This is a genomic window from Pseudoglutamicibacter albus, assembly GCF_022346425.1.
GTDB classification, from domain to species: Bacteria; Actinomycetota; Actinomycetes; order Actinomycetales; family Micrococcaceae; genus Pseudoglutamicibacter; species Pseudoglutamicibacter albus.
The window spans coordinates 70,953-95,464 of the sequence record NZ_JAKRCW010000004.1 but is presented as its reverse complement, the minus strand read 5'-3'; the positions used below and the strand labels follow the sequence as shown (position 1 = coordinate 95,464).

Genomic DNA, 24,512 nt, shown 5'->3' with positions numbered 1-24,512 from the left:
TGCTGAAGTGAGTTTGTTGAGGGATGTTGCAGGATGCCTACGGATTTTAAGGATTCGCGCGACGCCGGCGGAGCCGGGGACGCTGAAACGTCATCTGAGGCCGGTAGTCCACGTGATGCTGAGGCGGCGGCAGCCGGTGAGGGTGCGGCGGAGCAGCTCGTGTATGGGGTAGGGGATGAGCGTGTTTCTTTGACGACCCGCACCCGCGAGGCTCTGTACCGTTTCCGCGTGGGCTTGCAGGAGGGCATGCCGCTTCCGTTGGTGATCCAGGGCGGTATTGAGGCGATCCAGGTGTATGTTCTGGGTTTGCTTGTTGTTGCGCTTCCGGTGGCTGGCGCCGCGATGTCTGGTGGCTGGTTGGGCGCGGATGTCAGCGAGGTCGCTCGTGTCACGGGGCGGTGGTGGCTGTTGGGGCATGGGGTTCCGTTGGTGCGTTCCGAGGCCGCTATTGGCGGGGCTGGCACGATGTGGTTCTTGCCTCTAGGTTTTGTTGTGTTGCCTGGCTGGTTGGCGTGGCGTGCTGGGCGGCGGTTGGCGCGGGCCTCGTGGTCTGATCAGTTGTGGCAGGCGATGCTGGGTTCGCTTCTGGTGTACGGGGTGCTCGGGATTGTGACGACGTGGTGGGCGTCCTCTGAGCTGATTGCTTCGCCGTGGTGGGGCGCGTTGTTGATTCCGTTGGTGATTCACGGGCTCGGTTTGATTGGTGGCGCGTGGCGTGAGGCGGGTTCGTTTGGCCGGTTGATTGGTTTTAATGCGGCGGAGCGGGTGCTTCACCATTCGCAGTATCAGCGGTGGGCTGGCTCGTATGTGTGGGCTGTGGTTCGCGCTGGTTTTGTGGGGCTTGTGATGGCTGTGGGGTTGGCTTCGGCGGCGTTCACGGTGCAGTTGGTGCTGCATTGGGTTGATGTGATCAACACTGTGATGCGCCTGAATCCGGGCCTGTGGGGTGGTGCCGCGTTGATGTTGCTGCAGCTTGTGTTTGTGCCGAACATGGTGATGTACACGCTGGCTTATGTCAGTGGTGGCGGGTTCGCGTTGGGTAGCACCACCTCGATTTCTGCGTTTGGTTCGTTCGGGACGGATATGCCTCCGTTGCCGGTTTTGGGGATGTTGCCGGATGGCCCGCAGGTGTGGGTTGTGGCTATCCCGGTGCTTGCTGGTGTTGTTGCCGGCTGGTGGTTTATGCGTGAGGGCGAGAACCATTTGGAGGAGTGGTTGACTCTTCGTTTTTCGCAGCGCTGGATTGGTGTGACGTTGTCTTCGCTCATGTTGGGTTTGTTGGTGGGCGCGGTCTCTGCAGTGGGTTTCGTGGTGTTGGCTCTGTTGTCTTCTGGCACGTTGGGGCTGGGTATTTTCACGTGGATCGGGCCGCACGTGTGGGTTTCGGCTGGCTTGTTGGTTGCGGAGATCGGCGTGGGCGCTGTGCTCGGTAATGTTGCTGCGCCATTGTTTGAGCGTGACCCGGTTTTGGATGACTGAGTCTAGGTAGGGTTTGGGTATGCGTGCTGTTGTTCTGCTTTCTGGGTCTGGTACGAATTTTCAGGCTGTTGTTGATGCGGTTTCTGCTGGCCGGTTGACGGGTGTGGAGATTGTCGCGGTGGGTACGGATCAGCCGGGGGCGGCTGGTTTGCATCGGGCTGATGTTTTGGGTGCTGAAACGTTTGTGGTGGACCCTCGGGATTACGATGCGCGTGCTGGCTGGGATGCGGCGTTGGCTTCTGCGGTGGCTGGTTTTTCCCCGGATGTGGTGGTGTGTTCGGGGTTTATGCGGATTCTGGGGGCGGCGTTTCTGGAGCGTTTCGGGGATAGGACGGTGAATACGCATCCGGCGTTGCTGCCGTCTTTCCCTGGTGCTCACGGTGTGCGGGACGCGTTGGCTTATGGGGTCAAGGTCACCGGCTGTACTGTGCACTGGGTTGATGCTGGGGTGGATACGGGCCCGATCATCGCTCAGCGTGCCGTTGAGGTGCGGGATGGTGAATCCCAGGATGAGCTGCATGAGCGGATCAAGGTTCAGGAGCGTTCTGCGTTGATTGAGGTTTTGCAGGGCTTGGCTGATGGCGTGATCAGCTTCCCTCACGCGTACGCCTGACGCGTAGACTGGGTGTGCCTGCCGTTTCGCGGCGGGCGCTTTCTGGTGCGCACGTGTAGTGCGTCTTGTTCCGCGATTTCTCCTGAGGAGCCTTTTCTCGTGACCGTTCAGGATTCCACGCCCACGACTGTTCCGATTAAGCGTGCACTGATCTCTGTATATGACAAGACCGGTTTGGAAGATCTAGCCCGCGGCCTGCATGAGGCCGGCGTTGCGATTGTCTCTACCGGTTCTACTGCTGGCCGTATCGCTGATGCGGGCATCCCGGTGACTGAGGTCTCTGAGGTGACGGGGTTCCAGGAATGCCTTGAAGGCCGTGTGAAGACGCTGCATCCGCGGGTTCACGCCGGTATTCTGGCGGACCGCCGTAAGGATGATCATGTTCAGCAGCTCAAGGATATGGAGATTGAGCCGTTTGATCTGGTGGTTGTGAACCTGTACCCGTTCGTTGAGACGGTGCGTTCGGGCGCTGACCAGGACGCGGTGATTGAGCAGATCGACATCGGCGGCCCGTCGATGGTGCGTGCGGCAGCTAAGAACCATCCTTCGGTTGCTGTGGTGGTCAACCCTGAGTTCTATGGCCAGGTGGTTGAGGCGGCCCGTGGTGAGGGCTTCGACCTGGCGACCCGCCGTCGTCTGGCTTCGCTGGCTTTCGCTCACACTGCCGCTTATGACAATGCGGTTGCCGCGTGGACTGCGGCGCAGTTCGGTGATCCCGAGGCCGCGGAGGCCCCGGTCTTCCCGCCGTATGCGGGTTTGTCGCTTGAGCGTGCTGAGGTTCTGCGTTACGGCGAGAACCCGCACCAGCCGGCAGCGCTGTATGTTGATCACGCGGCTTCCCCGGGTATTGCTCAGGCTGAGCAGTTGCACGGTAAGGCGATGAGCTACAACAACTATCAGGACGCGGACGCGGCAGTGCGTGCCGCCTATGACTTCGATGAGCCTGCCGTTGCCGTGATTAAGCACGCGAATCCGTGCGGCATCGCGGTCGCGACCCCGGGGGCTGAGGACCCGATCGCTGATGCGCACCGTAAGGCCCACGCAACCGATCCGTTGTCTGCTTTCGGTGGCGTGATCGCGGCTAACCGCCCTGTCACAGCGGGTATGGCGCGCACGGTTTCTGAGATCTTCACCGAGGTTGTTGTCGCCCCAGGCTTCGAGGACGAGGCCGTTGAGATCCTTTCGAAGAAAAAGAACATCCGCCTGTTGAGCCTGCCTGAGGGCTTCACGCAGGACACGGTCTCGATCCGCCAGATTTCCGGCGGCGCACTGCTCCAGACCACCGATCAGCTCGATGCCCCAGGTGATGACCCGCAGACCTGGACCCTGGCCGCAGGTGAACCAGCCGATGAGAAGACCTTGGCTGATCTCGCATTCGCGTGGCGTGCCCTGCGTTCGGCTAAGTCGAACGCGATCCTGCTCGCCAACGACGGCGCCGCGGTCGGCATCGGGATGGGCCAGGTCAACCGCGTGGATTCCTGCCGGCTCGCGGTCGAACGTGCCAACACCCTCGGTGTCACAGTCGCATCCGACGTCAACGCCGCAGGCGGTGCTGAGGCCGACGCCAACGCACAGTCGGAGGAACGCGCACGCGGTGCCGTGGCCGCATCGGACGCTTTCTTCCCGTTCGCTGACGGCCCGGAGGTCCTGATCAACGCCGGTGTGCGCGCGATCGTCCAACCGGGAGGATCGGTGCGTGACCAAGACACGATCGACGCGGCGAACAAAGCCGGCGTGACGATGTACTTCACCGGCGAACGCCACTTCTTCCACTAAAGAAGCCAGCTAGAGAGGCCGGTGTGGTTGATTGCTCGTGAACGCGTGTTCGGCAATAAACCTCACCGGCCTTCTTGCGACCATCTAGAATAGAAGCGAGTGTGCCCTGCCAAGCTCAGGGCACAAGTCAACTCATCAGCGACTGTTGAGGGAGAACGCCACCACATGGCAAAAATCATCTATACACACACTGACGAAGCGCCGATGCTGGCCACGCACTCGTTCCTGCCGATGGTTGAGGCTTTCGCCTCCCAAGCGGACGTGCCGATGGAGACCCGCGATATTTCGCTGGCTGGCCGCATCATCGCAACGTTTTCTCACTTGCTCCCGGAAAACCAGCGCATCAACGATGCACTGGCCGAGCTGGGCGAGATGACCCAGAGCCCGGACGCGAACATCGTGAAGCTACCGAACATTTCGGCTTCTGTTCCACAGCTAAAGGCAGCCGTTGCTGAGCTGCAGGGGCAGGGCTATGACCTGCCGGACTTCCCAGATGAGCCAAAGACTGACGAAGAGCGCGAGATCCGTGAGCTCTACGGCAAGGTCATGGGTTCGGCCGTGAACCCGGTTCTGCGTGAGGGTAACTCTGACCGCCGCGCACCGCAGTCGGTCAAGAGCTACGCGAAGAAGAACCCACACTCGATGGGTGAGTGGACTAAAGAATCCAAGACCAACGTCGCGACGATGGGCAAGAACGACTTCGCGTCCAACGAGAAGTCCGTTGTCCTGGAGAAAGACGACGAACTCACCATCCGCTTCACCCCTGCCGGTGGCGAGGCTAAGGTTCTCAAGCCTGCGTTCAAGGTGCTTGAAGGCGAGGTTGTTGACGGTACCTTCATGTCTGTGAAGGCGCTCGATGCGTTCCTCAAGGAACAGGTTGCACGCGCTAAGGATGAAGGCATCCTGTTCTCCGCGCACCTCAAGGCGACCATGATGAAGGTCTCCGACCCGATCATCTTTGGCCGCGTTGTGCGCGCATACTTCGCTGACCTGTTCGCCAAGTACGGCGAGAAGCTCGCTGAAGCCGGTTTGTCCCCGAACAACGGCCTGGCCTCGATCATCTCCGGCTTGGATTCCCTCGACTCCGAGACGGCCGAAGGCGTCAAGGCTGAGATCGAGAAGGCCTACAACGAAGGCCCAGCGATCGCGATGGTCGATTCCTCGCGCGGGATCACCAACCTGCACGTCCCATCGGACATCATCGTTGACGCATCCATGCCAGCGATGATCCGCACCTCCGGCCAGATGTGGAACGCGGACGATAAGACCCAGGACACCCTGGCGATCATCCCAGACTCCTCCTACGCGGGCGTCTACCAGACCGTGATCGAGGACTGCCGCGCCAACGGTGCATTCGACCCAGCAACCATGGGTACCGTCCCGAACGTCGGCCTCATGGCCCAGAAGGCCGAAGAGTACGGTTCGCACGACAAGACCTTCCAGCTTGAGGAAGACGGCACAGTTGAGGTCGTCAACTCCGCGGGCGACGTCCTGATCTCCCACGAGGTTGAGGCCGGCGACATCTGGCGTGCATGCCAGACCAAGGACCTGCCGATCCGCAACTGGGTTGAGCTCGCAGTTGAGCGCTCCCGCCAGTCCGGTATGCCAGTTGTGTTCTGGCTCGATGAGAACCGCGCACACGATGCGAACCTCATCGAGAAGGTCAACACCTACCTCAAGGACCTCGACACCGACGGCCTGGACATCCGCATCCTCGCCCCGAAGGAAGCAACCCAGTTCTCGGTGGACCGCATCCGCAAGGGTGAGGACACCATCTCGGTGACCGGTAACGTCCTACGTGACTACCTGACCGATCTGTTCCCGATCCTCGAGCTCGGCACGTCTGCGAAGATGCTCTCGATCGTCCCGTTGCTCGCTGGCGGTGGCCTGTTCGAGACCGGCGCTGGCGGTTCCGCACCGAAGCACGTCCAGCAGCTCGTTGAAGAGAACCACCTGCGTTGGGACTCCCTCGGCGAGTTCCTCGCTTTGGCTGAATCCTTCGAGAAGTTCGGCCGCCAGACCGAGACCCCAGCAGCTGAGGTTCTCGGCCGCGCACTCGACGCAGCGACCGGCACGTTCCTGGATGAGAACAAGTCCCCATCCCGCAAGGTAGGCGAGCTCGACAACCGCGGCTCCCACTACTACCTGGTCCGCTACTGGGCTGAAGAGCTCGCCAAGCAGACCGAGGACGCACGCCTCGCGGAGGTCTTCGCACCTGTTGCGAAGGCACTGGTTGAGAAGGAAGAGCAGATCATCTCCGAGCTCAACGGCGCACAGGGTGTGGCTGTTGAGCTGGGTGGCTACTACCGCCCAGACGAGAAGAAGGTCTCCGAGATCATGCGGCCATCCGCAACCCTCAACGAGATCATCGACGGTCTCAAAGCTTAAGTTTCTCGCTGATACAGCGAACGGGCGGCGTGACCACATGGTCACGCCGCCCGTGTGTTTAAACGTCAGTGTGTTTAAGTTCCAGTGTGTTTGTGTGGCAGCGCCGCAGTGCTTTAGCTGCTTAGCGCTGCTGCGTGGCGGCGAGCCAGGCCGACGTAGGTTTCAGCGGACGTTGAGAGTGCAGCGACTTCCTCGTCGGTCAGTTCGCGGCGAACCTTCGCAGGAGCCCCGGCGACCAGCGAGCGCGGAGGGACCTCCATACCCTCCAGAACCAGCGCGCCAGCGGCGATGAGCGACTGCTCGCCGATGACCGCGCCGTTCATGATGGTCGCCGACATCCCGATGAGCGTGCCATCACCCACCGTGCAGCCGTGCACCACTGCGGCGTGGCCGACCGTAACGTCATCGCCGAGCGTGCACGGGTACTCAGGGTCAGCGTGGACCACCACGTTATCCTGCAGGTTGGTGCGGGCGCCGATGCGGATCGGCGCGGAATCCCCACGGACTGATACCCCATAGAACGCCGAAGAGTCTTCTGCTAAAACTGCATCGCCACTTACCGTGGCGGTTGGGGCTAGGAATGCGGCAGCGCCCACGTCAGGGGTGCCGTTATCGAGTGCAATGATGTGTGCCATGTAGCAAGCCTACTGACGCAGGCCCACTCTTGCATCCAAAGCCGTTCAGTCTTGTTTCCAGGAGCTCGGCATCTCTGGAGCATCCTGGGGATCGAACCCTTCGGTGGGCACGGTTTGGTCGGGGCAGCGTTTCAGGACCTGTTTCATCGCGTCCTTTTCAGCCTGGGTGACCCACAGTTTATAGCGGGACTTCACGGCGATCTGGCGGGCCACCATCGGGCACCTGTAGGCCTTATTGGGTGGGAGCCAGCTTGCGGCGTCGCGGTCAGATTTCTGCTGGTTGAGTGGCCCGGAGACCGCTAGCAGGTTCAGCGGGTCATTCGCGAGCAAGATCCGTTCGCGTTTGCTCAAGTTCTGGGCGCCCTTCTGCCACGCGTCAGATAACGCTACGACATGGTCGATCTGGACCGCCTCGGAGGTGCGGGGGCCGCGCTGAAAGTTGATCATGTCGCCCGAATACGGGTCACGTAGGACACCTTTTTCGACGCCGCAGCGGCCTTGTTGGGTGATATCGCTCAGGTCTCGCTTGAGGATGTCGTCGCGGGTGCGGCAACCGTTACGGTCGGTATCGAGCCACGCCCGCCCGAAAGACTCTTTACGGTTATAGCCGGTCTTAGGTGCGCGGCCCTTGACCTCGAGGGTCTCCAGGACCGCTGCCGCATTATGAGACCGCGCGGGATCAGTGGCTTTATTGTCACCCGGCGCGGTTTGGGACGGCGCTGTTTTGGAAGGCGCGGTTTTGGAAGGCGCCGGCGTGGAGGGTGCGGTCGCGCTGGGCTTGCTTTCACCCGGCGCGGTTTCATTCGGTGCGGTTGAACTACCGTTGATGGAGAGCTTGCCGATCACGAAAATCAAGAGCGCAGTCACAGCAAGGGCCATGAGTTTGTTAAACGTTTTCTTGAATTTTCGTGAGGCGCCAGACTTTCGTTGCATACCGAGCATCATCCACCAACCCGCGCTCGCGCCGCGAGTTCGGCTCGCCATGCACGCGTATGTGAAGCATCACGCAACGGGATCTACCGCCATAATGGATGCATCATGCAGTGCGATTATTACGATGCGGGAGTGTGTTTATCCTGCACGCTCATTCAACAGCCCTACGCCCAACAGGTTGAACTCAAACAGAGCCAGGCTCAAACGTTGCTCGAGCCGTACGGGCCAACGGCCTGGCTTGAACCGTTCACTGGGCCTGAGCAGGGCTACCGCACCCGCATCAAAATGGTGGTGGGCGGAACCTATCGACGCCCGACTTTCGGGATTCTGGACCGGGAGCGCCGCGGTGTGGACTTGCGCGAATGCAGGGTGATCCACCCGGAACTGACCCGCATGTTCGGGCTGATCCACTCGCTCATCCGCATCAGCAAGCTCGCCCCGTATTCCGTCCCCGAGCGCGCCGGAGAGCTCAAACAAGTCCACATGACGTTGAACGAGGCCGGGCAGATCATGCTGCGCTTCGTGATGCGCTCCCGCGCCGGCGTCAAAGCCTTGCGGCCGAACCTGGCAGGATTCCTCGAAAGAGCCCCGCACATCGTGACCGTGACAGCCAACATGTTGCCGGATCACGTCGCGCTCGCCGAGGGAGAAGAAGAAATCCATCTAGCCGGTGAAACCACGTTCCCGCTCACGATCAGCCGCCTGCCGTTGCGGGTTCGTCCGCAAGGGTTTGTGCAGACTAATCAGGCGGTTGCCGAGGGGCTTTATGCCCAGGCGGGGGAGTGGATCGCAGCAGCCTCGCCGGACAGCCATGCAGGGCCGCCGGAGACCGTGTGGGATCTGTATGCGGGCGTCGGCGGTTTCGGGTTCACAGCGGCCCAGGCCGGGGCCGGGCACGTGATCGGCGTTGAGACCTCTGTCGAGGCGGTCGCTGCCGGCAACGCCGCGGCAGCCGAACAGGGAATCAGCGAGGTCGAGTTCATCGCGGCTGATGCGACGCAGTGGGTTCGCGAGAAACCTGCGCCAGAGCTCATCATCGTCAATCCGCCTCGGCGCGGACTAGGTCCAGACCTGCCCGTGTGGCTCAACGAATGCGAAGCCGAGAGCATCATCTATTCGAGTTGCAACCCCACCACGCTCGCCCGTGACCTCGCCGCGATGAGCAACTGGAGCATCGAGCAGGCGCGCTTGTTCGACATGTTCCCTCAAACCCCGCACATGGAGGTCATCGCGCTGCTACGCAGGGCTTAGGGCAACACTGCCTAACCGAGCCCTCCGGCGCGGTCGAAAATAAACAGTCGAAAATAAACAGTTCAGTCGAAAACAACTGTGCCTAATCGAAGACAACCGTGCGGTGGCCGTCCAGGAGCACGCGATGCTGGGCGTGCCACCGTACCGCGCGCGCGAGCGTCTGTGCCTCGGTAGCGCTACCTTGCTGCACGAGTTCTTCCGGGGTGCGGTCGTGACGCACCGGGGTCACGGCCTGGTCGATGATCGGGCCTTCGTCGAGGTCGCTGGTCACATAGTGCGCGGTGGCGCCGATGAGTTTGACACCGCGGGCATGCGCCTGGTGGTACGGCCGGGCCCCCTTGAAGGAGGGCAGGAACGAGTGGTGGATGTTGATCGCCCGGCCAGATAGTTCGTTGCAGAGCTCATCGGAGAGGATCTGCATGTAACGGGCGAGCACCACGAGGTCGATCTCGTGCTCAGCAACAAGCTCACGCAGCTTCGCCTCGGCGTCTGCCTTGGTGTCTTTCGTGACTGGGATGTGCGTGAACGGTACGCCATAAAACTCAGCGAGCGGCTTCAACGCGGTGTGGTTGGAGACAATGAGCGGCACCTCGATCGGCAGGTAGCCTGCGTGCTGGCGGCTCAACAACTCTTCGAGCGCGTGCGGGGCCTTTGAACACATGATGAGGGTCCGCAGTGGCGCGTCCGCGTCCCACACCTTCAAATCCATCTGGAACTGCTGAGCGACCGCGCGGAGATGAGCCTCGACATCCACGGTGGGCAGACACACGTCCGCTTCAATCCGCATGAAGAACGTGCCGGTCTGGTCAGAACCGTACTGCTGGGATTCCACGATGTTGCCGCCGGCTTGAAACAGCGCCCCGGTCACGTGGTGGACGATGCCCGGCTGGTCTGGGCAGGACAAGCTCACCACAATACGGTGGCTGCTGTTGACATCGCGGTGGCTAGTTTTGCGCTCCATAGGGTTCACGATAGCGGGGGCTTGCGGTGGGGTTGCTATTCGTTGAGTTGGTGCGTCGAGTTATGTTCGGTGTCTGATGGGTGTTCACGGGCTAGAATGGAGGCGTCCGCCGTGTGTTCACTCGACACCTCACGTGCCGGGTGCCGCGGCATCGCTGTTGCCGAACACCAACGAGCGCTAAGCGCTGCACAGGAGAGGCCCCGTGTCACAGACTTCCGATGTCACTAATCAGCCGCTTGCTGAGGTTGACCCCGAAATCGCTGCCCTGATCGATCAGGAATTGGGGCGTCAGCGCGACACCCTGGAAATGATCGCTTCTGAGAACTTCGCTCCGCGCGGTGTTTTGGAGGCTCAGGGCTCGGTTCTGACGAATAAGTATGCCGAAGGTTATCCGGGGCGCCGCTATTACGGCGGCTGCGAATACGTGGATCAGGTTGAAGACCTGGCGCGGGACCGCGTCAAGGCCCTGTTCGGCGCGGGTTTCGCCAACGTTCAGCCGCACTCGGGAGCTTCCGCCAACGCCGCCGCGTTGGCGGCGATGATCAACCCAGGCGACACGATGCTGGGCCTTTCGCTCGCTCACGGCGGCCACTTGACGCACGGCATGAAGCTCAACTTCTCCGGCAAGCTCTACAACGTTGCCGCTTACGAAGTAGACCCGGAGACGTTCCGCATCGACATGGATAAGGTGCGTGAGCAGGCTCTTGAGGCCCGCCCGAACGTGATCGTTGCTGGCTGGTCGGCGTACCCTCGCCAGCTGGATTTCGAGGCCTTCCGTTCGATCGCCGACGAGGTTGGCGCGCTTCTGTGGGTGGACATGGCGCACTTCGCTGGCCTGGTGGCGGCTGGCTTGCACCCGAACCCGGTGCCCGTAGCTGATGTGACGACCTCGACCGTTCACAAGACGCTCGCCGGCCCACGCTCGGGCGTGATCTTGTCCAACACCGCTGAGATGTCCAAGAAGATCAACTCCGCAGTGTTCCCTGGCCAGCAGGGCGGCCCGCTCATGCACGCGATCGCCGGTAAGGCTGTTGCGTTCAAGGTTGCCGCTTCTGAGGAGTTCAAGAACCGCCAGGAGCGCACGCTGAGCGGTGCCAAGATCCTCGCCGAACGGCTGACCGCCAAGGACGTTGCCGATACCGGTGTTTCGGTTCTGACCGGCGGCACCGACGTCCACTTGGTCCTGGTTGACCTGCGCGAATCCGAGCTCGATGGCCAGCAGGGCGAAGACCTGCTGCACGAGGTCGGCATCACGGTCAACCGCAACTCAGTCCCGTGGGATCCACGCCCGCCGATGGTGACCTCCGGTCTGCGCATCGGCACCCCGGCTCTGGCGACCCGCGGCTTTGGCGACAAGGAGTTCACCGAGGTCGCTGACATCATCGCGGTTGCTTTGCGTGACGGCAAGAACGCTGATGTTGATGCGTTGCGTGCCCGCGTGGATAAGCTCGCCGCTGACTTCCCGCTCTATCCTGGCCACGAGAACTGGTAAGGGGAGTCATGACGGCAGTAAAGCTTGATGGGCGCGCGGCGTCCAAGGCGATCAAGGAAGAGCTCGCTGAGCGTATCGAGGCGCTCAAGGAACAGGGTGTGACCCCGGGGATCGCTACGGTCCTGGTGGGCGCTGACCCTGCCTCGCAACTGTATGTGGGGATGAAGCACAAGCAGTCGGTTGCTTTGGGCATGAACTCGATCATGCGTGAACTACCTGCGGATGCGACCCAGGAAGACGTCGAGGCTCTGATCGATGAGCTCAACGCGGACGAGTCCTGCCACGGCTACATCGTTCAGTTGCCGTTGCCGAAGCACCTGGACACGGATGCGATCTTGGAGAGGATCGATCCGAAGAAGGACGCGGATGGCCTGCACCCAACGAATCTCGGCAAGCTGGTGCTCAACGTCAATGACCCGATCGACACCCCGTTGCCGTGCACCCCGCGCGGTGTGATCGAGCTTTTGACTCGCAACGGTGTTGAGATCGCCGGCAAGCACGTGGTCGTTGTGGGACGCGGCGTCACGATCGGCCGCCCGATCGGCCTGTTGCTGACCCGCCGCGAACACAACGCGACCGTGACCCTGACCCACACCGGAACCAAGGACATGAGCGAGCACTTGCGTCAGGCCGACATCGTGGTGGCCGGCGCCGGTGTGAAGCACATGATCAAGGCTGAAGACATCAAGCCGGGTGCCGCGGTGCTCGATGTCGGGGTCACCCGCGAACCGGACCCTGAGGGCGGCCGCGATAAGGTCTATGGCGACGTCGACCCGGCGGTTGAAGAGGTAGCAGGTTACCTTTCGCCGAATCCGGGTGGTGTGGGCCCGATGACGGTTGCGTTGCTCATGACCAACGTTGTTGAAGCCGCGGAGCGCTCCCTCAAGAAGTAGAGAACACATCAAGAGGGGGAATCGAGCCGGCTAGCGGAACGAAACCTCGCTTGATACGCGAAGTGGGGGCGTCCAAACAGTTTGAACTGTTTGGACGCCCCCACTCGTTTAAGCGGTAGGCCGCGTCAGCTTACTTGCGGACGTTGCCTTCGATGCGCTGGCCGACTTCTTCGTCGATGTTCTTCCAGTACTCGATCGCGTTGGAGAGGACTGGCTCTACAACGTCGGCGAGTGCGCCGGATACGGTCTCGACCAGGCGGTCACGGGCCGCGTCGTCGAAGACGTTGCGGACCAGGTCGTGTGCCTGCGAGAAGTCGTCGTCGTCCTTGCGGAGTGTGTAGGCCGCGCGGGTCAGGTCGCCGTCAGCTTCCCAACCGTTGTCGACCGGGCCCTCTTCATCCGACCACGAGTCACCGAAGGAGTTCGGGGCGTAAACGGAGCGAGCACCGGTGTGCTCGTACCACATGTTGCCCTCGAAGTTGTAGGTGTGGACGTCGTTGATTGGACGGTTGACAGGTAGCTGCTGGAAGTTGGTGCCGATACGGTAGCGCTGTGCATCCGCGTAGGCGAAGTTACGGCCCAGCAGCATTTTGTCTGGGGAGTTACCGGTACCTGGAACCATGTTCGCTGGGGAGAAAGCAGCCTGCTCGATCTCAGCGAAGAAGTTCTCAGGGTTGCGGTTCAGCGTGAAGGTACCGACCTTGTGGCGAGGGTAGTCACCCAGCGGCCAGATCTTGGTGAGGTCGAATGGGTTCAGACGGTAGGTCTTAGCCTCTTCGTACGGCATGATCTGAACGTGCATGTCCCACTTCGGGTAGTCGCCGTTCTTGATTGCCTCGAACAGGTCGCGGCGGTGAGCCTCGGCGTCGGTACCTGCCAGGTGCTCTGCTTCCTCGTTGGTGAGGCCCTCAACACCCTGCTGGGAAAGGAAGTGGTAGCGAACCCAGAAGCGCTCGCCTTCAGCGTTGACCCACAGGTAGGTGTGGGAGCCGTAGCCGTTCATGTGGCGGTAGCTCTTAGGGATACCGCGGTCACCCATGAGGTAGGAGACCTGGTGTGCGGTCTCTGGGTTCTGGGTCCAGAAGTCCCACTGCATCGTGTTGTCGCGCAAGCCGTTTTCAGGCAGGCGTTTCTGCGAACGGATGAAGTGTGGGAACTTCATTGGGTCGCGCACAAAGAAGACTGGGGTGTTGTTACCGACGAGGTCGAAGTTGCCCTCTTCGGTGTAGAACTTGAGCGCGAAGCCGCGAACGTCACGCCACGTGTCTGGGGAGCCGAGCTCACCAGCAACCGTGGAGAAACGAGCCAGCATCGGGGTCTTCTTGCCAGGCTGCAGGAAGTCAGCCTTGGTCCACTTCGAAACGTCCTCGGTGACCTCGAGCTCACCGAATGCGCCGGAACCCTTTGCGTGTGGGCGGCGCTCTGGAACGTTCATGCGGTTGAAGTGTGCCAGCGTCTCGACCAGGTGGTGGTCGTGCAGGACGATCGGGCCGTCCTGACCAACGGTCAGCGAGTTGCGGTCGCTGACCGCGGGGATGCCGGCTTGGGTGGTTGAACCAGTGCCGTGGGGCTTGGTGTTCTCAGCCATGTTGCTCCTTTACTTGGATGAGATTGAAACTTTGTGGACGACCTTATGCTTCTTTGCAGTCCTCGCAAAGACCGCGGTAGAGAACCTCCGCCACGTCAATGTCGATGCCGTGGGTGTGTGAAGGTTCAAGGCACGGGGCGTGCCCGAGGGCACACTCCACGTCCTCAAGTCTGCCGCATTTCACGCACTGAACATGGTGATGGTTATCCCCGGTCTCCACCTCATACAGGGTGGGGGAGTTAGGGACTTCCACGCGCCGTAACAGCCTCACGTTCGTGAGGTCATGCAGGATCATGTGCGTGGTTGAAAGCGCTAACTGGGGTAGAGCTTCCGATGCGTACTTGTGGATCTGTTCTGCCGACGCATGGGATGACGCGGCTGTTGCTCGCATCACCGCCATCCGTTGCTTGGTGACACGGCGATTATGCGCTTTGAGCGTGTCCGCCCATGAGCGTTCACGGTCGTCAACAGGTGAAGCCGCCGTGATCGGTCCGAGTGTCATGCAACACACTCTAACAAATTATTCCGAACAATTCAGAATAAGAAATGAACTCTTGGCGTCTCGGTAACAGCGTGGTGAGCGATGAGGCGGGGTGTTCGTTGCGACCGTGGGCACACCTTATGTAGTGTCATGGTGTGGCACACGACTCAAAAGCCCATTCTGGGGTACCTGCACCATCTCCTCAAACACCTTCTTCTAATGACGCGCCAACGGTTCTGCGCGCGCGTTCGCTAACCAAGAAGTTTGGGGATTTCACAGCCGTCAACGGCATTGACTTTGACGTCGCCGCAGGCGAATCCTTTGGCCTGTTAGGCCCCAACGGCGCAGGCAAGTCCACGACCATGAACATGATCGGCGGCGTCTCAACCCGCACATCGGGCGAGCTCAGCATCCTCGGGATGGACCCGAGCGAAGAAGGTCCACGCCTGCGTGCCCACCTCGGCGTCGTGCCGCAGCAAGACAACCTCGACGAAGAGCTCACCGTCCGCGACAACCTCTACATCTACGGCCGCTACTTCGGGATGAAACGCCGCGAAATCGTGCCGCGCATCAAAGACCTGCTCGCGTTTGCGCAACTTGAGGAAAAGGCCGCCAACCGCGTCGACCAGCTCTCAGGCGGTATGAAGCGCCGCCTGACCATCGCGCGCTCGCTCATCAACGATCCAGCCGTGCTACTGCTCGACGAGCCAACCACTGGCCTCGACCCACAGGCCCGTCACATCCTGTGGGACCGCCTCTACCGGCTCAAAGAACGCGGCACGACGCTCATCATCACGACCCACTTCATGGATGAGGCCGAGCAACTCGCAGACCGGCTCATCGTGGTCGATGGCGGCGAGATCAAAGCTGAAGGTTCGCCGTCCGCGCTTGTGCGCGAGTACGCGACTCGCGAAGTCGCAGAGATGCGTTTCGGCTCCGACAAGAACGCTGCGGCGGCCGAGGTCCTGAATAAAGACGGCTTCCGAACCGAAACGCTGGCCGACCGCGTGCTTGTCTACGCCGACGACGGCGAGGCCGCGGTTGCCCGCGCTGTGAGCTTGGGGCTGCGCCCCGTATCGACGCTGGCCCGCCGCGCATCGCTTGAAGACGTGTTCCTGATCCTGACAGGACGGTCCCTCATTGACTGACCCTCATAACGCACACGTAATCGACGCCTCAGCAACAGGCGCCGACGTCCTCGTCCGCCGCGAGCCGATCTCCGGGCCCACGGAGCAAGGCGACCGCTCCGCACGGAAGGTCTCCCGCGCAGGCTCCTGGTACTTCGCGGAGTACCTCTTCCGCGGGATGCGCCGCTACATCGACGTGATCCTCGCGGACTCCGTCGGCACCCCTCTCATGTACCTCGTCACGATGGGCGTGGGCCTCGGTGCCGTCCTGACGAATAATCAGACGAGCTTCGATGGCGTCCCGTACATCACCTTCATCGCCGGCGCGCTCGCCGCGACCATGGCGGTCGGCATCGCGATGGAGGAAATGACCTTCCCAGTGATGGGCGGGTTCAAATGGAACCGAACCTATTACGGGCCGCAGGTCACCCCGATCACGCCGCAACAGATCGCCCGGGGCACGGTGATCGCTGTCTCTATACGCGTGGTTGCGCAGACCCTACTGTTGCTCCTGATCCTCGCGGCCTTCGGCGTCATCCACAGCCTGAGCGCCGTCCTGGTGATCGTGTTTTCGACGATCGCAGCACTCGCTTTCGGCTTGCCGTGTATGGCGTTCGCGGCGGGTATTTTCCAGGAGCGCGGCCAGTTCTCGGTCATCATGCGCTTCATCGTCACGCCGATGTTCCTGTTTTCGGGAACGTTCTACCCGCTCGAGCACCTGCCGATCTACCTGCAGTGGATCGGCTGGATCTCACCCATCTGGCATGCAACCGAGCTGAACCGGTGGGCGATCTACGGGCACGAGGTTGAGCCGTGGATGTTCCCGGTCCACCTCGGCGTCATGATCGTGGTCGCCGTGATCGCGTTCCTGATCGCCCAGACCCGCTATTACCGCCGTTTGCGCGGCGAAAAAGTCAAGACGCGCGTGTGGGGTGCCCGCGCCGCCAAGAAGACGATGGCGAGCGTGAGCCCCGCTGACACCTCGGGTGAAGCAGGCGATCCGTACGCGGTCGGTTACGGAAGCCAGGGCACCGGTTCCGCCGATGCGCAGAATGCGCATGAAGACTCCGCACCTTCCGCCCCGGCAGCTGCCCAGGCCCAGGGCACAGCACAAGCCGCGCTTTCGCAAGCTAGCAAGCCACGGCGTCGTTGGCTATCTAACCTGTATGGCCGCAACGCTAAAGCGGTCATGGAACGTTCGTGGATGGCGACCAAGAACTCCACGTGGATCGTGATCGTGACCGGCTTTGCGGAGCCGGTGCTGTATCTCGCCTCGCTCGGTTTCGGCCTCGGCGTGGTCATCAGCGGGGTCGAAGGCCCAGGCGGGCAGACGATGAGCTACGCGGCATACATCGCGCCGGGCTTGCTCGCGGTTTCAGCGATGAACGGTGCCCTCATGGACACCAACAACATGTTCTTCAAGCTGCGCTACGCGAAGCTGTACCGGGTCATGCTCAACACCTCGCTCGGCCCGATGGACGTTGCGATCGGTGAAATTACGATGGCGATGATCCGCGGGTTCATCTATTCGCTCGGCTTCTACCTCATTGCCGCGGCGGCGGGCCTCGTGGAGTGGGGTAGTGGCCTGCTCATGATCCCGGCAGCGGTGCTGATCGCGTTCGGATTCGCGGCAGTGTTCATGGCCATCACCACGTGGTTCACCCGATTCCAGCACCTCGACTGGCTCAACATGATCGTCCAGCCGCTGACCCTGTTTTCCGCGACCTTCTTCCCGCTGGACGTGTACCCGCAAGCCGTACAGGCCGTCATCGCGTCGCTACCGCTGTGGCACGGCGTCGACCTGCTGCGCATGCTTGCGACCTCGACCTTCACCATCGACATCCTGTGGCACGTTCTGTACTTCGTTGTCATGGCGGTCGCAGGGCTGACGGTCGCGACGATGCGGTTCAAGAAGATGTTCCTCACCTAACGAGTGAGCTGGACACAACACGTGAGCGGGGACGTGGGCGGCTGAGGCATCTGGGATAATGGACATCATGTCTGAACTCCCTTCGTCTAATAAACAGGCCAACGCGCGCGCTCGGAACGTCGCTCGCCCGCTCGGCATGGCCCCCTGGATGATGGCCGTGCTGACGTTCGCGCTCATCGTTGCCATCATCTTCGCCGCGAACTCCAACCAGGTTGTCGGCTGGATCGTCGTGATCATCACCGGCCTGTGGCTTTTGCTCGTTGCTGGCGTGTTCTTGACCCTGCGCGCCGGTGCCCGGGCCGTGGGACGTAGGTGGGATAAAACGAACGCGAACCTCGCCGCGAAACTCTCCAACGACGCGAGCCCAGACAGCACCCGCCCAGGCGTGATCAGTGAAGCCGAAATGAACCACGAGATGAAGCTTGATCACTCCTTCAAGATCGTCCAGGTCCAATACGGCGTGGTTATGGACAACCTCGGCAAAGACGACGAACAAGCCAAAGACATGGTCAACCGCGCTCTGGACACCATCAACATCACCGCGACCAACGCACGCGACATGATCAAGCAGCGCCGCAAAGACCGCCACACCAGCACAGTCGAAGGCGAGATCATCGACTAACACTGGGCGGCAGGCCCGCACTGAACCCGCATCCAGCCCGCAGCGAACCTGCGCCGAATGCGCGCTATACACGCACAGGAAACCGATCAAGCTAAAGGTATTTGAGTGTCTGAGAACGTATTGCGAGTAGCATCCTTCAACGTCAACGGAATCCGCGCCGCCGCCCGCCGCGGATTTGATGAGTGGCTCGAGGACCGCGGCGTAGACATCCTCGCGCTCCAGGAAGTGCGCGCACCCGATGCGATCGTTGAGAAACACTTCGAAGGAAGCGACTGGCACGTTCTGCACGCAGAAGCCGCAGATAAGGGCCGTGCTGGCGTGCTCATCGCCTCGAAACGGGAGCCGGATGCGACCCGCATTGGAATCGGTGAACCATACTTTGAGACCTCCGGCCGCTGGGTCGAAGCCGACTACACCATCAACGGCCGTAAGCTCACCGTCGTCTCCGCATATGTTCACTCTGGCGAGGTGGACACCCCACGCCAGGACGATAAATACAAGTTCCTCGACACGATGCTCGTGCGCATGCCGGAACTGGCAAAGCAGGCAGACGACGTGCTGATCGTGGGCGATCTCAACGTGGGACACACCGAACTTGACATCAAGAACTGGAAGGGCAACGTCAAGAACGCCGGCTTCCTCCCGGAAGAGCGCGCCTACTTCGATAAGTTCTTCGGCGAGATCGGCTACAAGGATGTCGCCCGCGAACTCGCAGGGGACGTTCCGGGACCGTACACGTGGTGGTCCTACCGCGGGAAGGCCTTCGACAACGACGCCGGCTGGCGCATCGACTACCACATGGCCACGCCAGAGCTTGCCGGCCGCGCGATCGAAGCGCGAGTGGACCGCGCCGAATCCTACGACAAGCGAGTATCAGACCACTCCGCACTCGTCATCGATTACAGCATCTAGCGCGCCGGCTGCACTAAGCGTAGCCTCCAGCACACACGGCAACAGCGCATACACCCGAAGGACATCAGCATCACCATGAGCACCGAAGCGACCGAAACCGAAACAGCGACTGAAACAACTGAGGCAACCGAAACGCCGCACCGTCCGCGCATCCTGTCAGGGATGCAGCCATCTGCGGACTCCCTGCACCTCGGTAACTACCTCGGTGCGCTCGTGCAGTTCGTGAAGCTCCAGCACGATGCGGATGCCTTCTATTTTGTTCCGGACCTGCACTCGATCACCTCCCCAGACGGCTCAACCAACCTTGCTCAGCGCACCCGCACGACCGCCGCGCAGTACATCGCAGGCGGGGTGGACGTCGACAAAGCCACGCTGTTCATCCAGTCCCACATCCCAGAGCACGCCGAACTCAACTGGGTTCTGCAGTGCATCACCGGTTTCGGTGAGGCCTCCCGCATGACCCAGTTCAAAGACAAATCGAGCCGCTACGGCGCCGACTCAACCAACGTCGGCCTGTTCACCTACCCGTCGCTCATGGCGGCCGACATCCTGCTGTACAAGGCAGATCAGGTGCCGGTCGGCGACGACCAGACCCAGCACGTCGAGCTGACCCGCACGCTCGCGCAACGCTTCAACCATCGCTTCGGCGAGGTGTTCGTGGTTCCGAAGGCCGTCAACCCACCCAACGGTGCGCGCATCTATGATCTGCAGGAGCCGACGTCGAAGATGTCGAAGTCCGGGGCGTCACCGAACGGCCGTATCGACATCCTGGACGCACCCAAGACGATCGCTAAGCGCATCAAGTCCGCGGTAACTGACACCGGGACTGAGGTGTCCTTCGACCGCGAATCCAAGCCGGGCGTATCCAACCTGCTCTCGATCCTCTCCGCCGTGACCGAGAAGCCGATCGATACCCTCGTTGCCGAATACGAAGGCAAGATGTACGGTCACCTCAAGGTCGATGTTGCCGACGCCGTGGTCGCAGCGCTCGAGCCGGTACGCGAACGCACGCTGGAACTGCTGGACGACCCAGCCGAACTCGACCGGCTGCTCGCCGTTGGTGCCGCGAAGGCCCGCGCCGTGGCTCAAGAGACCCTCAAAGAGGTCTACGACGCGGTAGGTTTCCTGCCACCTGCACGCCTGAACTAACGCGGCAACTGTTATTACGCGAAGGTGTGAGAATGCCACGGTAAGGTTCAACTATGGGTACCGAACGCTATGAGCACGGCACACACGAGGAAAGTGCGCGCACTCTTGCTACGAGCACGCAGCTAAGCGCAGGCCAGATGGCAGGCGCGATAGGCGAGGGCCGGTCCTTTCTTGGCATCGTGATCCCCGTCGAGGGCGAGTACGCCCGCAAGGTGTCTGCGACCCGTGCCGCCACCGGTGACCCGTACGCGTACATCCCTCCTCACATCACGCTGATGTCGGGGGTCCCGTTACCTGACCCGGCCGAGGCCATAGCGCATATCCGCAATGTCGTTTCGGCGTTCTCTCCGTTCCCGTTGAGGTTCGCAGGTACAGACACGTTCTATCCGGTCTCGCCGGTGACCTATCTGCGCGTTGCGGAAGGGGAGCGGGAACTCACCGAACTGCATGAACGCCTCCATTCAGGCCCGCTCGATGCGAAGCCTGCCTACCCGTTTGTGCCGCATCTGACCCTGGCCCAGGAGGTAGCGCCGGAGCGGCTTGCGCAGGTGCGCCGCGAATGGGAGGACGTCTCATTCAACATGTCCGCCCACGGCGTCACGGTGCATGTGGGCGATGGCGCTGGGTCCTGGACCCAGATCGAGGAACTTGCCTTCAGCGGATGACCGTTAAACGTGTGCGGGCCGGAAAGGGACATTCCCTTTCCGGCCCGCACACGTTTGAGGGGCTCAGCCCTACGCGTTCATCCTGTCACCTTAGATTGTGCGGTTCAGGATTGCGCGCTTGACCTCAGCGATAGCCTTCGTCACCTGAATGCCGCGTGGGCATGCCTCGGTGCAGTTGAAGGTTGTGCGGCAACGCCATACGCCTTCCTTATCGTTGAGAACCTCAAGACGCATATCCCCGGCCTCGTCACGTGAGTCGAAGATGAAGCGGTGGGCGTTCACAACTGCTGCAGGGCCGAAGTACTGGCCGTCGGTCCAGAAGATCGGGCACGAAGTGGTGCATGCAGCACACAGGATGCACTTGGTCGTGTCATCGAAGCGTGCGCGCTCTTCCTGGGACTGCAGGCGCTCACGCGTTGGAGCGTTGCCTTTGGTCACGAGGAACGGCATGACTTCACGGTAGGACTGGAAGAACGGTTCCATGTCCACGATGAGGTCCTTCTCGACTGGCAGGCCCTTGATCGGCTCAACGGTGATTGGCTTGGAGGTATCCAAGTCCTTGAGCAGGGTCTTGCAAGCCAGACGGTTGCGACCGTTGATGCGCATAGCATCGGAGCCGCAAATACCGTGTGCGCAGGAACGACGGAACGAAAGCGAACCGTCCTGATCCCACTTGGCTTGATGCAGGGCATCCAGAACACGGTCGGTGCCGTACATGGTGAGCTTGAACTCATCCCAGCGAGCCTCGTCGGAGACCTCCGGGTTGTAGCGGCGGACCTTCAGGGTGATATCGAACTGCTCGATTTCGCCGGAATCGGAGCCAGCAACCTCAATCTTGGATGCTGGTTCAGCAACGTTGGTAGACATCAGTACTTACGCTCCATTGGTTCGTAGCGGGTGAAGACAACCGGCTTGGTATCGAAACGCAGGCCGCGAGTGCCGTCAATGTTGGCGGACTCGTCCTTGTAGATCATGGAGTGCTTCATGAAGTTCTCGTCGTCACGGTTCGGGTAGTCCTCGTGGTAGTGGCCACCGCGGGATTCGTGACGGTGCATAGCAGCAACAGTCATGACCTCGGCAAGGTCGAGCAGGAAGCCGAGCTCGATCGCTTCGAGCAGGTCCAGGTTGAAGCGCTTGCCCTTGTCCTGGATACCTACCGACTTGTAGCGCTCACGCAGAGCCTCGATGTCATCGAGGGCCTGCTTCATGGAGGCTTGAGAACGGAACACCTGCATGTTGGTGTCCATGGTCTGCTGCAGTTCTGCACGGATGTGTGCAACGCGCTCCGGGCCGTCGTTGTGCAGAGCGTGGTTGATCTGCTCTTCGACAAACGCGGTCGGGTTCTCTGGGACGGCAACGAACTCGGCATCGCGAGCGTAAGCTGCCGCGTTGATACCGGAACGCTTACCGAACACGTTGATGTCCAGAAGCGAGTTGGTGCCCAAACGGTTGGAGCCGTGGACGGAAACGCAAGCGACCTCACCTGCGGCGTAGAGGCCCGGCACGATCGTGTCGTTATCCTGGAGAACCTCGCCCTTGACGTTGGTTGGGATACCACCCATGACGTAATGAGCGGTCGGGAAGACCGGCACTGGCTCTGTGTAAGGCTCAACACCGAGGTAGGTGCGTGCGAACTCGGTGATGTCCGGGAGCTTCTCGTCGATGTGGGACGGCTCGAGGTGGGTCAGGTCGAGCAGGACGTAGTCCTTCTTCGGGCCGGCACCGCGGCCTTCGCGAACTTCCTGAGCCATCGAACGCGCCACGATGTCACGTGGTGCGAGGTCCTTAATGGTTGGTGCATAACGCTCCATAAAGCGCTCACCGTCACCGTTACGCAGCACGCCACCTTCACCGCGGGCAGCCTCGGAAAGGAGGATGCCGAGGCCTGCGAGGCCGGTTGGGTGGAACTGGACGAACTCCATGTCCTCAAGCGGCAGGCCTGCGCGGAACGCGATCGCCATGCCGTCACCGGTGAGGGTGTGAGCGTTCGAGGTGGTCTTGAAGATCTTGCCTGCACCGCCGGTTGCGAAGACAACCGACTTAGCCTGGAAGACCTCGATCTCACCAGTTGCCAGATCGTAGGTCACCACACCTGCAACGCGCTTCTGCTTGTAGGCGGTGCCGTCCTCACGGGTTGCGTCCTCTTCGGTCAGCAACAGGTCAAGAACATATACCTCGTTGAAGAACTCGACGTTGTGCTTAACGCAGTTTTGGTAGAGGGTCTGCAGAATCATGTGACCCGTGCGGTCAGCGGCGTAGCATGCACGGCGGACCGGGGCCTTGCCGTGGTCGCGGGTGTGGCCACCGAAGCGACGCTGGTCAATCTTGCCCTCTGGGGTGCGGTTGAACGGGAGACCCATCTGCTCAAGGTCGATCACCGCGTCAATGGCCTCTTTAGCCATGATCTCTGCGGCATCCTGGTCAACCAGGTAGTCGCCACCCTTAATGGTGTCGAACGTGTGCCATTCCCAGTTGTCCTCTTCAACGTTGGCCAACGCTGCACACATACCGCCCTGAGCGGCACCGGTGTGAGAACGGGTTGGGTAGAGCTTAGTCAAGACCGCGGTGTGTGCACGCTGACCAGCCTCGATGGCTGCGCGCATGCCGGCGCCGCCGGCACCGACGATCACGACGTCGTACTGATGTACCTGCATTCGTGTTTTCCTTTTCGAAACGTCAGGGGGCTACTCAGGCGCCGCACACGGCGAGAGTCGAGCCAGGGATGCATGGATCAAAGGTGAAGATGACCAAGGTGCCGAGGATCACCGTGAAGATCGAGGCGATGTAGAGGATCGTCTTGAGCCAGAAACGGGTGCGATCCTTCTCAGCGTAGTCATTGATGATGGTGCGAACACCGTTGGTGCCATGCAACATTGCCAGCCACAGCATCGTCAGGTCCCAGAACTGCCACAGCGGGTTAGCCCACTTACCGGCAACGAAACCGAAATCGATAGCGGCTACACCGTCGCCCACCAGCAGGTTGGTGATGAGGTGGCCGAAGATCAGTACGATCAGGACCACGCCCGAGAAGCGCATGAACAGCCACGCCATCATCTCGAAGTTGTTGCGAGACTTACGTGACCGGTTGTACTTCGGGTCAATTCGTGGGGAACGGGGAGCTTCAATCTGTGCAGTAGCCATGATTAGTTACCCCCAAAGAAGTGGCTGAACACGAGGGCCAAGTGACGTGCAGCGAATGCGGCGACGGTCACGACCCACAGGACGATGACGCCCCAGAAGAGGCCGCGCTGGATCTTGGTGCCCTGCTTCAGGAAGTCAACCAAGATCAAGCGGACACCGTTGAAGGCGTGGAACACGATCGCGGCGACTAGCGCGAGCTCACCGAGAGCCATGATCGGGTTCTTGTACGCGCCAATCACGGCGTCGTATGCGCCTGGGTCAATGCGAACCAGGGCGGTGTCCAGAACGTGGACGAGCAAAAAGAAGAAAATAACGACACCGGTAACGCGGTGTCCCACCCATGACCACATGCCTTCACGGCCGCGATACAGGGTGCCAGAAGATGTCTTCGACACTGATCTACCTCCAAGACCACCGGGCGTATGTGCCACTTTGGGCACAATTTCGGGTGCGCGCCGATGTCAGCGTTCCTATCT

The 24,512-nt window shown here is 61.1% G+C and carries 22 protein-coding genes; 13 read left to right on the top strand and 9 right to left on the bottom strand.

What is annotated here, in order from left to right:
* Positions 1-33: 33 nt before the first annotated feature.
* The 4 genes from MHJ63_RS03935 to MHJ63_RS03920 all read left to right on the top strand — a co-directional run bounded on the left by MHJ63_RS03935 (position 34) and on the right by MHJ63_RS03920 (position 6,256).
* A complete protein-coding gene (locus MHJ63_RS03935) occupies positions 34-1,479 on the top strand; it encodes a cell division protein PerM (RefSeq protein WP_239446215.1) in 1,446 nt (481 codons plus the stop codon).
* A gap of 19 nt (positions 1,480-1,498) precedes the next feature.
* On the top strand, positions 1,499-2,092 hold the full coding sequence (purN, locus tag MHJ63_RS03930) for a phosphoribosylglycinamide formyltransferase (RefSeq protein ID WP_070490055.1): 594 nt from the start codon (positions 1,499-1,501) through the stop codon (positions 2,090-2,092).
* 99 nt (positions 2,093-2,191) lie between these two features.
* Complete coding sequence (gene purH, locus MHJ63_RS03925; protein ID WP_239446214.1) at positions 2,192-3,868, top strand: bifunctional phosphoribosylaminoimidazolecarboxamide formyltransferase/IMP cyclohydrolase; 1,677 nt, start codon at positions 2,192-2,194, stop codon at positions 3,866-3,868.
* A 165-nt stretch (positions 3,869-4,033) separates the two neighbouring features.
* The gene (locus tag MHJ63_RS03920; protein ID WP_070490049.1) at positions 4,034-6,256 is read left to right on the top strand and encodes an NADP-dependent isocitrate dehydrogenase; all 2,223 of its coding nucleotides are present in this window, start codon (positions 4,034-4,036) and stop codon (positions 6,254-6,256) included.
* 113 nt (positions 6,257-6,369) lie between these two features.
* On the opposite strand, the gene MHJ63_RS03915 is transcribed toward MHJ63_RS03920, so the two are convergent.
* Positions 6,370-6,891 carry a gamma carbonic anhydrase family protein gene (locus tag MHJ63_RS03915; RefSeq protein ID WP_070490047.1) on the bottom strand — a complete coding sequence of 174 codons (522 nt, stop codon included), beginning with the start codon at positions 6,889-6,891 and terminating at the stop codon, positions 6,370-6,372.
* Between the two features lie 45 nt (positions 6,892-6,936).
* Complete coding sequence (locus tag MHJ63_RS03910) at positions 6,937-7,875, bottom strand: HNH endonuclease family protein (RefSeq protein ID WP_239446213.1); 939 nt, start codon at positions 7,873-7,875, stop codon at positions 6,937-6,939.
* A 54-nt stretch (positions 7,876-7,929) separates the two neighbouring features.
* Between MHJ63_RS03910 and MHJ63_RS03905 the strand changes: the two genes are divergently transcribed.
* Positions 7,930-9,075 carry a methyltransferase domain-containing protein gene (locus MHJ63_RS03905; protein ID WP_239446211.1) on the top strand — a complete coding sequence of 382 codons (1,146 nt, stop codon included), beginning with the start codon at positions 7,930-7,932 and terminating at the stop codon, positions 9,073-9,075.
* Between the two features lie 82 nt (positions 9,076-9,157).
* Here the strand turns inward: MHJ63_RS03905 and purU are convergent, their stop codons facing one another.
* Positions 9,158-10,036 (bottom strand): formyltetrahydrofolate deformylase, encoded by an 879-nt coding sequence (gene purU, locus MHJ63_RS03900; protein ID WP_052048275.1) that lies wholly within the window; start codon positions 10,034-10,036, stop codon positions 9,158-9,160.
* A gap of 202 nt (positions 10,037-10,238) precedes the next feature.
* On the opposite strand from purU, the gene glyA reads away from it, so the two are divergent.
* Both glyA and MHJ63_RS03890 read left to right on the top strand, forming a co-directional pair.
* A complete protein-coding gene (gene glyA / locus MHJ63_RS03895) occupies positions 10,239-11,528 on the top strand; it encodes a serine hydroxymethyltransferase (protein WP_239446209.1) in 1,290 nt (429 codons plus the stop codon).
* An 8-nt stretch (positions 11,529-11,536) separates the two neighbouring features.
* Positions 11,537-12,421 (top strand): bifunctional methylenetetrahydrofolate dehydrogenase/methenyltetrahydrofolate cyclohydrolase, encoded by an 885-nt coding sequence (locus MHJ63_RS03890; RefSeq protein WP_070490039.1) that lies wholly within the window; start codon positions 11,537-11,539, stop codon positions 12,419-12,421.
* A 130-nt stretch (positions 12,422-12,551) separates the two neighbouring features.
* Here the strand turns inward: MHJ63_RS03890 and MHJ63_RS03885 are convergent, their stop codons facing one another.
* Both MHJ63_RS03885 and MHJ63_RS03880 read right to left on the bottom strand, forming a co-directional pair.
* Complete coding sequence (locus MHJ63_RS03885; protein WP_035754910.1) at positions 12,552-14,009, bottom strand: catalase; 1,458 nt, start codon at positions 14,007-14,009, stop codon at positions 12,552-12,554.
* Between the two features lie 43 nt (positions 14,010-14,052).
* Positions 14,053-14,511: a Fur family transcriptional regulator gene (locus MHJ63_RS03880; RefSeq protein WP_052048276.1), complete on the bottom strand. Its 459-nt coding sequence runs from the start codon at positions 14,509-14,511 to the stop codon at positions 14,053-14,055.
* Between the two features lie 134 nt (positions 14,512-14,645).
* Here MHJ63_RS03880 and MHJ63_RS03875 point away from each other — a divergent pair, with 134 nt between their 5' ends.
* The 6 genes from MHJ63_RS03875 to MHJ63_RS03850 all read left to right on the top strand — a co-directional run bounded on the left by MHJ63_RS03875 (position 14,646) and on the right by MHJ63_RS03850 (position 20,895).
* Positions 14,646-15,638: an ABC transporter ATP-binding protein gene (locus MHJ63_RS03875; protein ID WP_083285499.1), complete on the top strand. Its 993-nt coding sequence runs from the start codon at positions 14,646-14,648 to the stop codon at positions 15,636-15,638.
* Positions 15,631-17,547 (top strand): ABC transporter permease, encoded by a 1,917-nt coding sequence (locus MHJ63_RS03870; protein ID WP_239446208.1) that lies wholly within the window; start codon positions 15,631-15,633, stop codon positions 17,545-17,547. The genes MHJ63_RS03875 and MHJ63_RS03870 overlap by 8 nt, the downstream gene beginning before the upstream one ends.
* 67 nt (positions 17,548-17,614) lie before the next feature.
* Entirely contained in the window at positions 17,615-18,169 is a 555-nt protein-coding gene (locus MHJ63_RS03865) for a hypothetical protein (protein ID WP_239446207.1), read from the top strand.
* A gap of 105 nt (positions 18,170-18,274) precedes the next feature.
* Positions 18,275-19,081: an exodeoxyribonuclease III gene (locus MHJ63_RS03860; protein WP_239446206.1), complete on the top strand. Its 807-nt coding sequence runs from the start codon at positions 18,275-18,277 to the stop codon at positions 19,079-19,081.
* A 75-nt stretch (positions 19,082-19,156) separates the two neighbouring features.
* Positions 19,157-20,230 (top strand): tryptophan--tRNA ligase, encoded by a 1,074-nt coding sequence (trpS, locus tag MHJ63_RS03855; protein ID WP_275435893.1) that lies wholly within the window; start codon positions 19,157-19,159, stop codon positions 20,228-20,230.
* 53 nt (positions 20,231-20,283) lie between these two features.
* On the top strand, positions 20,284-20,895 hold the full coding sequence (locus MHJ63_RS03850) for a 2'-5' RNA ligase family protein (RefSeq protein ID WP_239446205.1): 612 nt from the start codon (positions 20,284-20,286) through the stop codon (positions 20,893-20,895).
* Positions 20,896-20,985: 90 nt separating this feature from the next.
* Here MHJ63_RS03850 and MHJ63_RS03845 read toward each other — a convergent pair whose 3' ends face one another.
* Genes MHJ63_RS03845 through sdhC form a run of 4 tightly spaced genes read right to left on the bottom strand, consistent with a single transcriptional unit; the run spans position 20,986 to position 24,431 of the window.
* Positions 20,986-21,762 (bottom strand): succinate dehydrogenase iron-sulfur subunit, encoded by a 777-nt coding sequence (locus tag MHJ63_RS03845; protein WP_070490029.1) that lies wholly within the window; start codon positions 21,760-21,762, stop codon positions 20,986-20,988.
* The gene (sdhA, locus tag MHJ63_RS03840; RefSeq protein WP_070490026.1) at positions 21,762-23,549 is read right to left on the bottom strand and encodes a succinate dehydrogenase flavoprotein subunit; all 1,788 of its coding nucleotides are present in this window, start codon (positions 23,547-23,549) and stop codon (positions 21,762-21,764) included. The genes MHJ63_RS03845 and sdhA overlap by 1 nt, the downstream gene beginning before the upstream one ends.
* Before the next feature lie 34 nt (positions 23,550-23,583).
* A complete protein-coding gene (locus MHJ63_RS03835) occupies positions 23,584-24,036 on the bottom strand; it encodes a succinate dehydrogenase hydrophobic membrane anchor subunit (protein WP_035754922.1) in 453 nt (150 codons plus the stop codon).
* Positions 24,037-24,038: 2 nt separating this feature from the next.
* The gene (gene sdhC / locus MHJ63_RS03830) at positions 24,039-24,431 is read right to left on the bottom strand and encodes a succinate dehydrogenase, cytochrome b556 subunit (RefSeq protein WP_083289317.1); all 393 of its coding nucleotides are present in this window, start codon (positions 24,429-24,431) and stop codon (positions 24,039-24,041) included.
* Positions 24,432-24,512 lie beyond the last annotated feature (81 nt).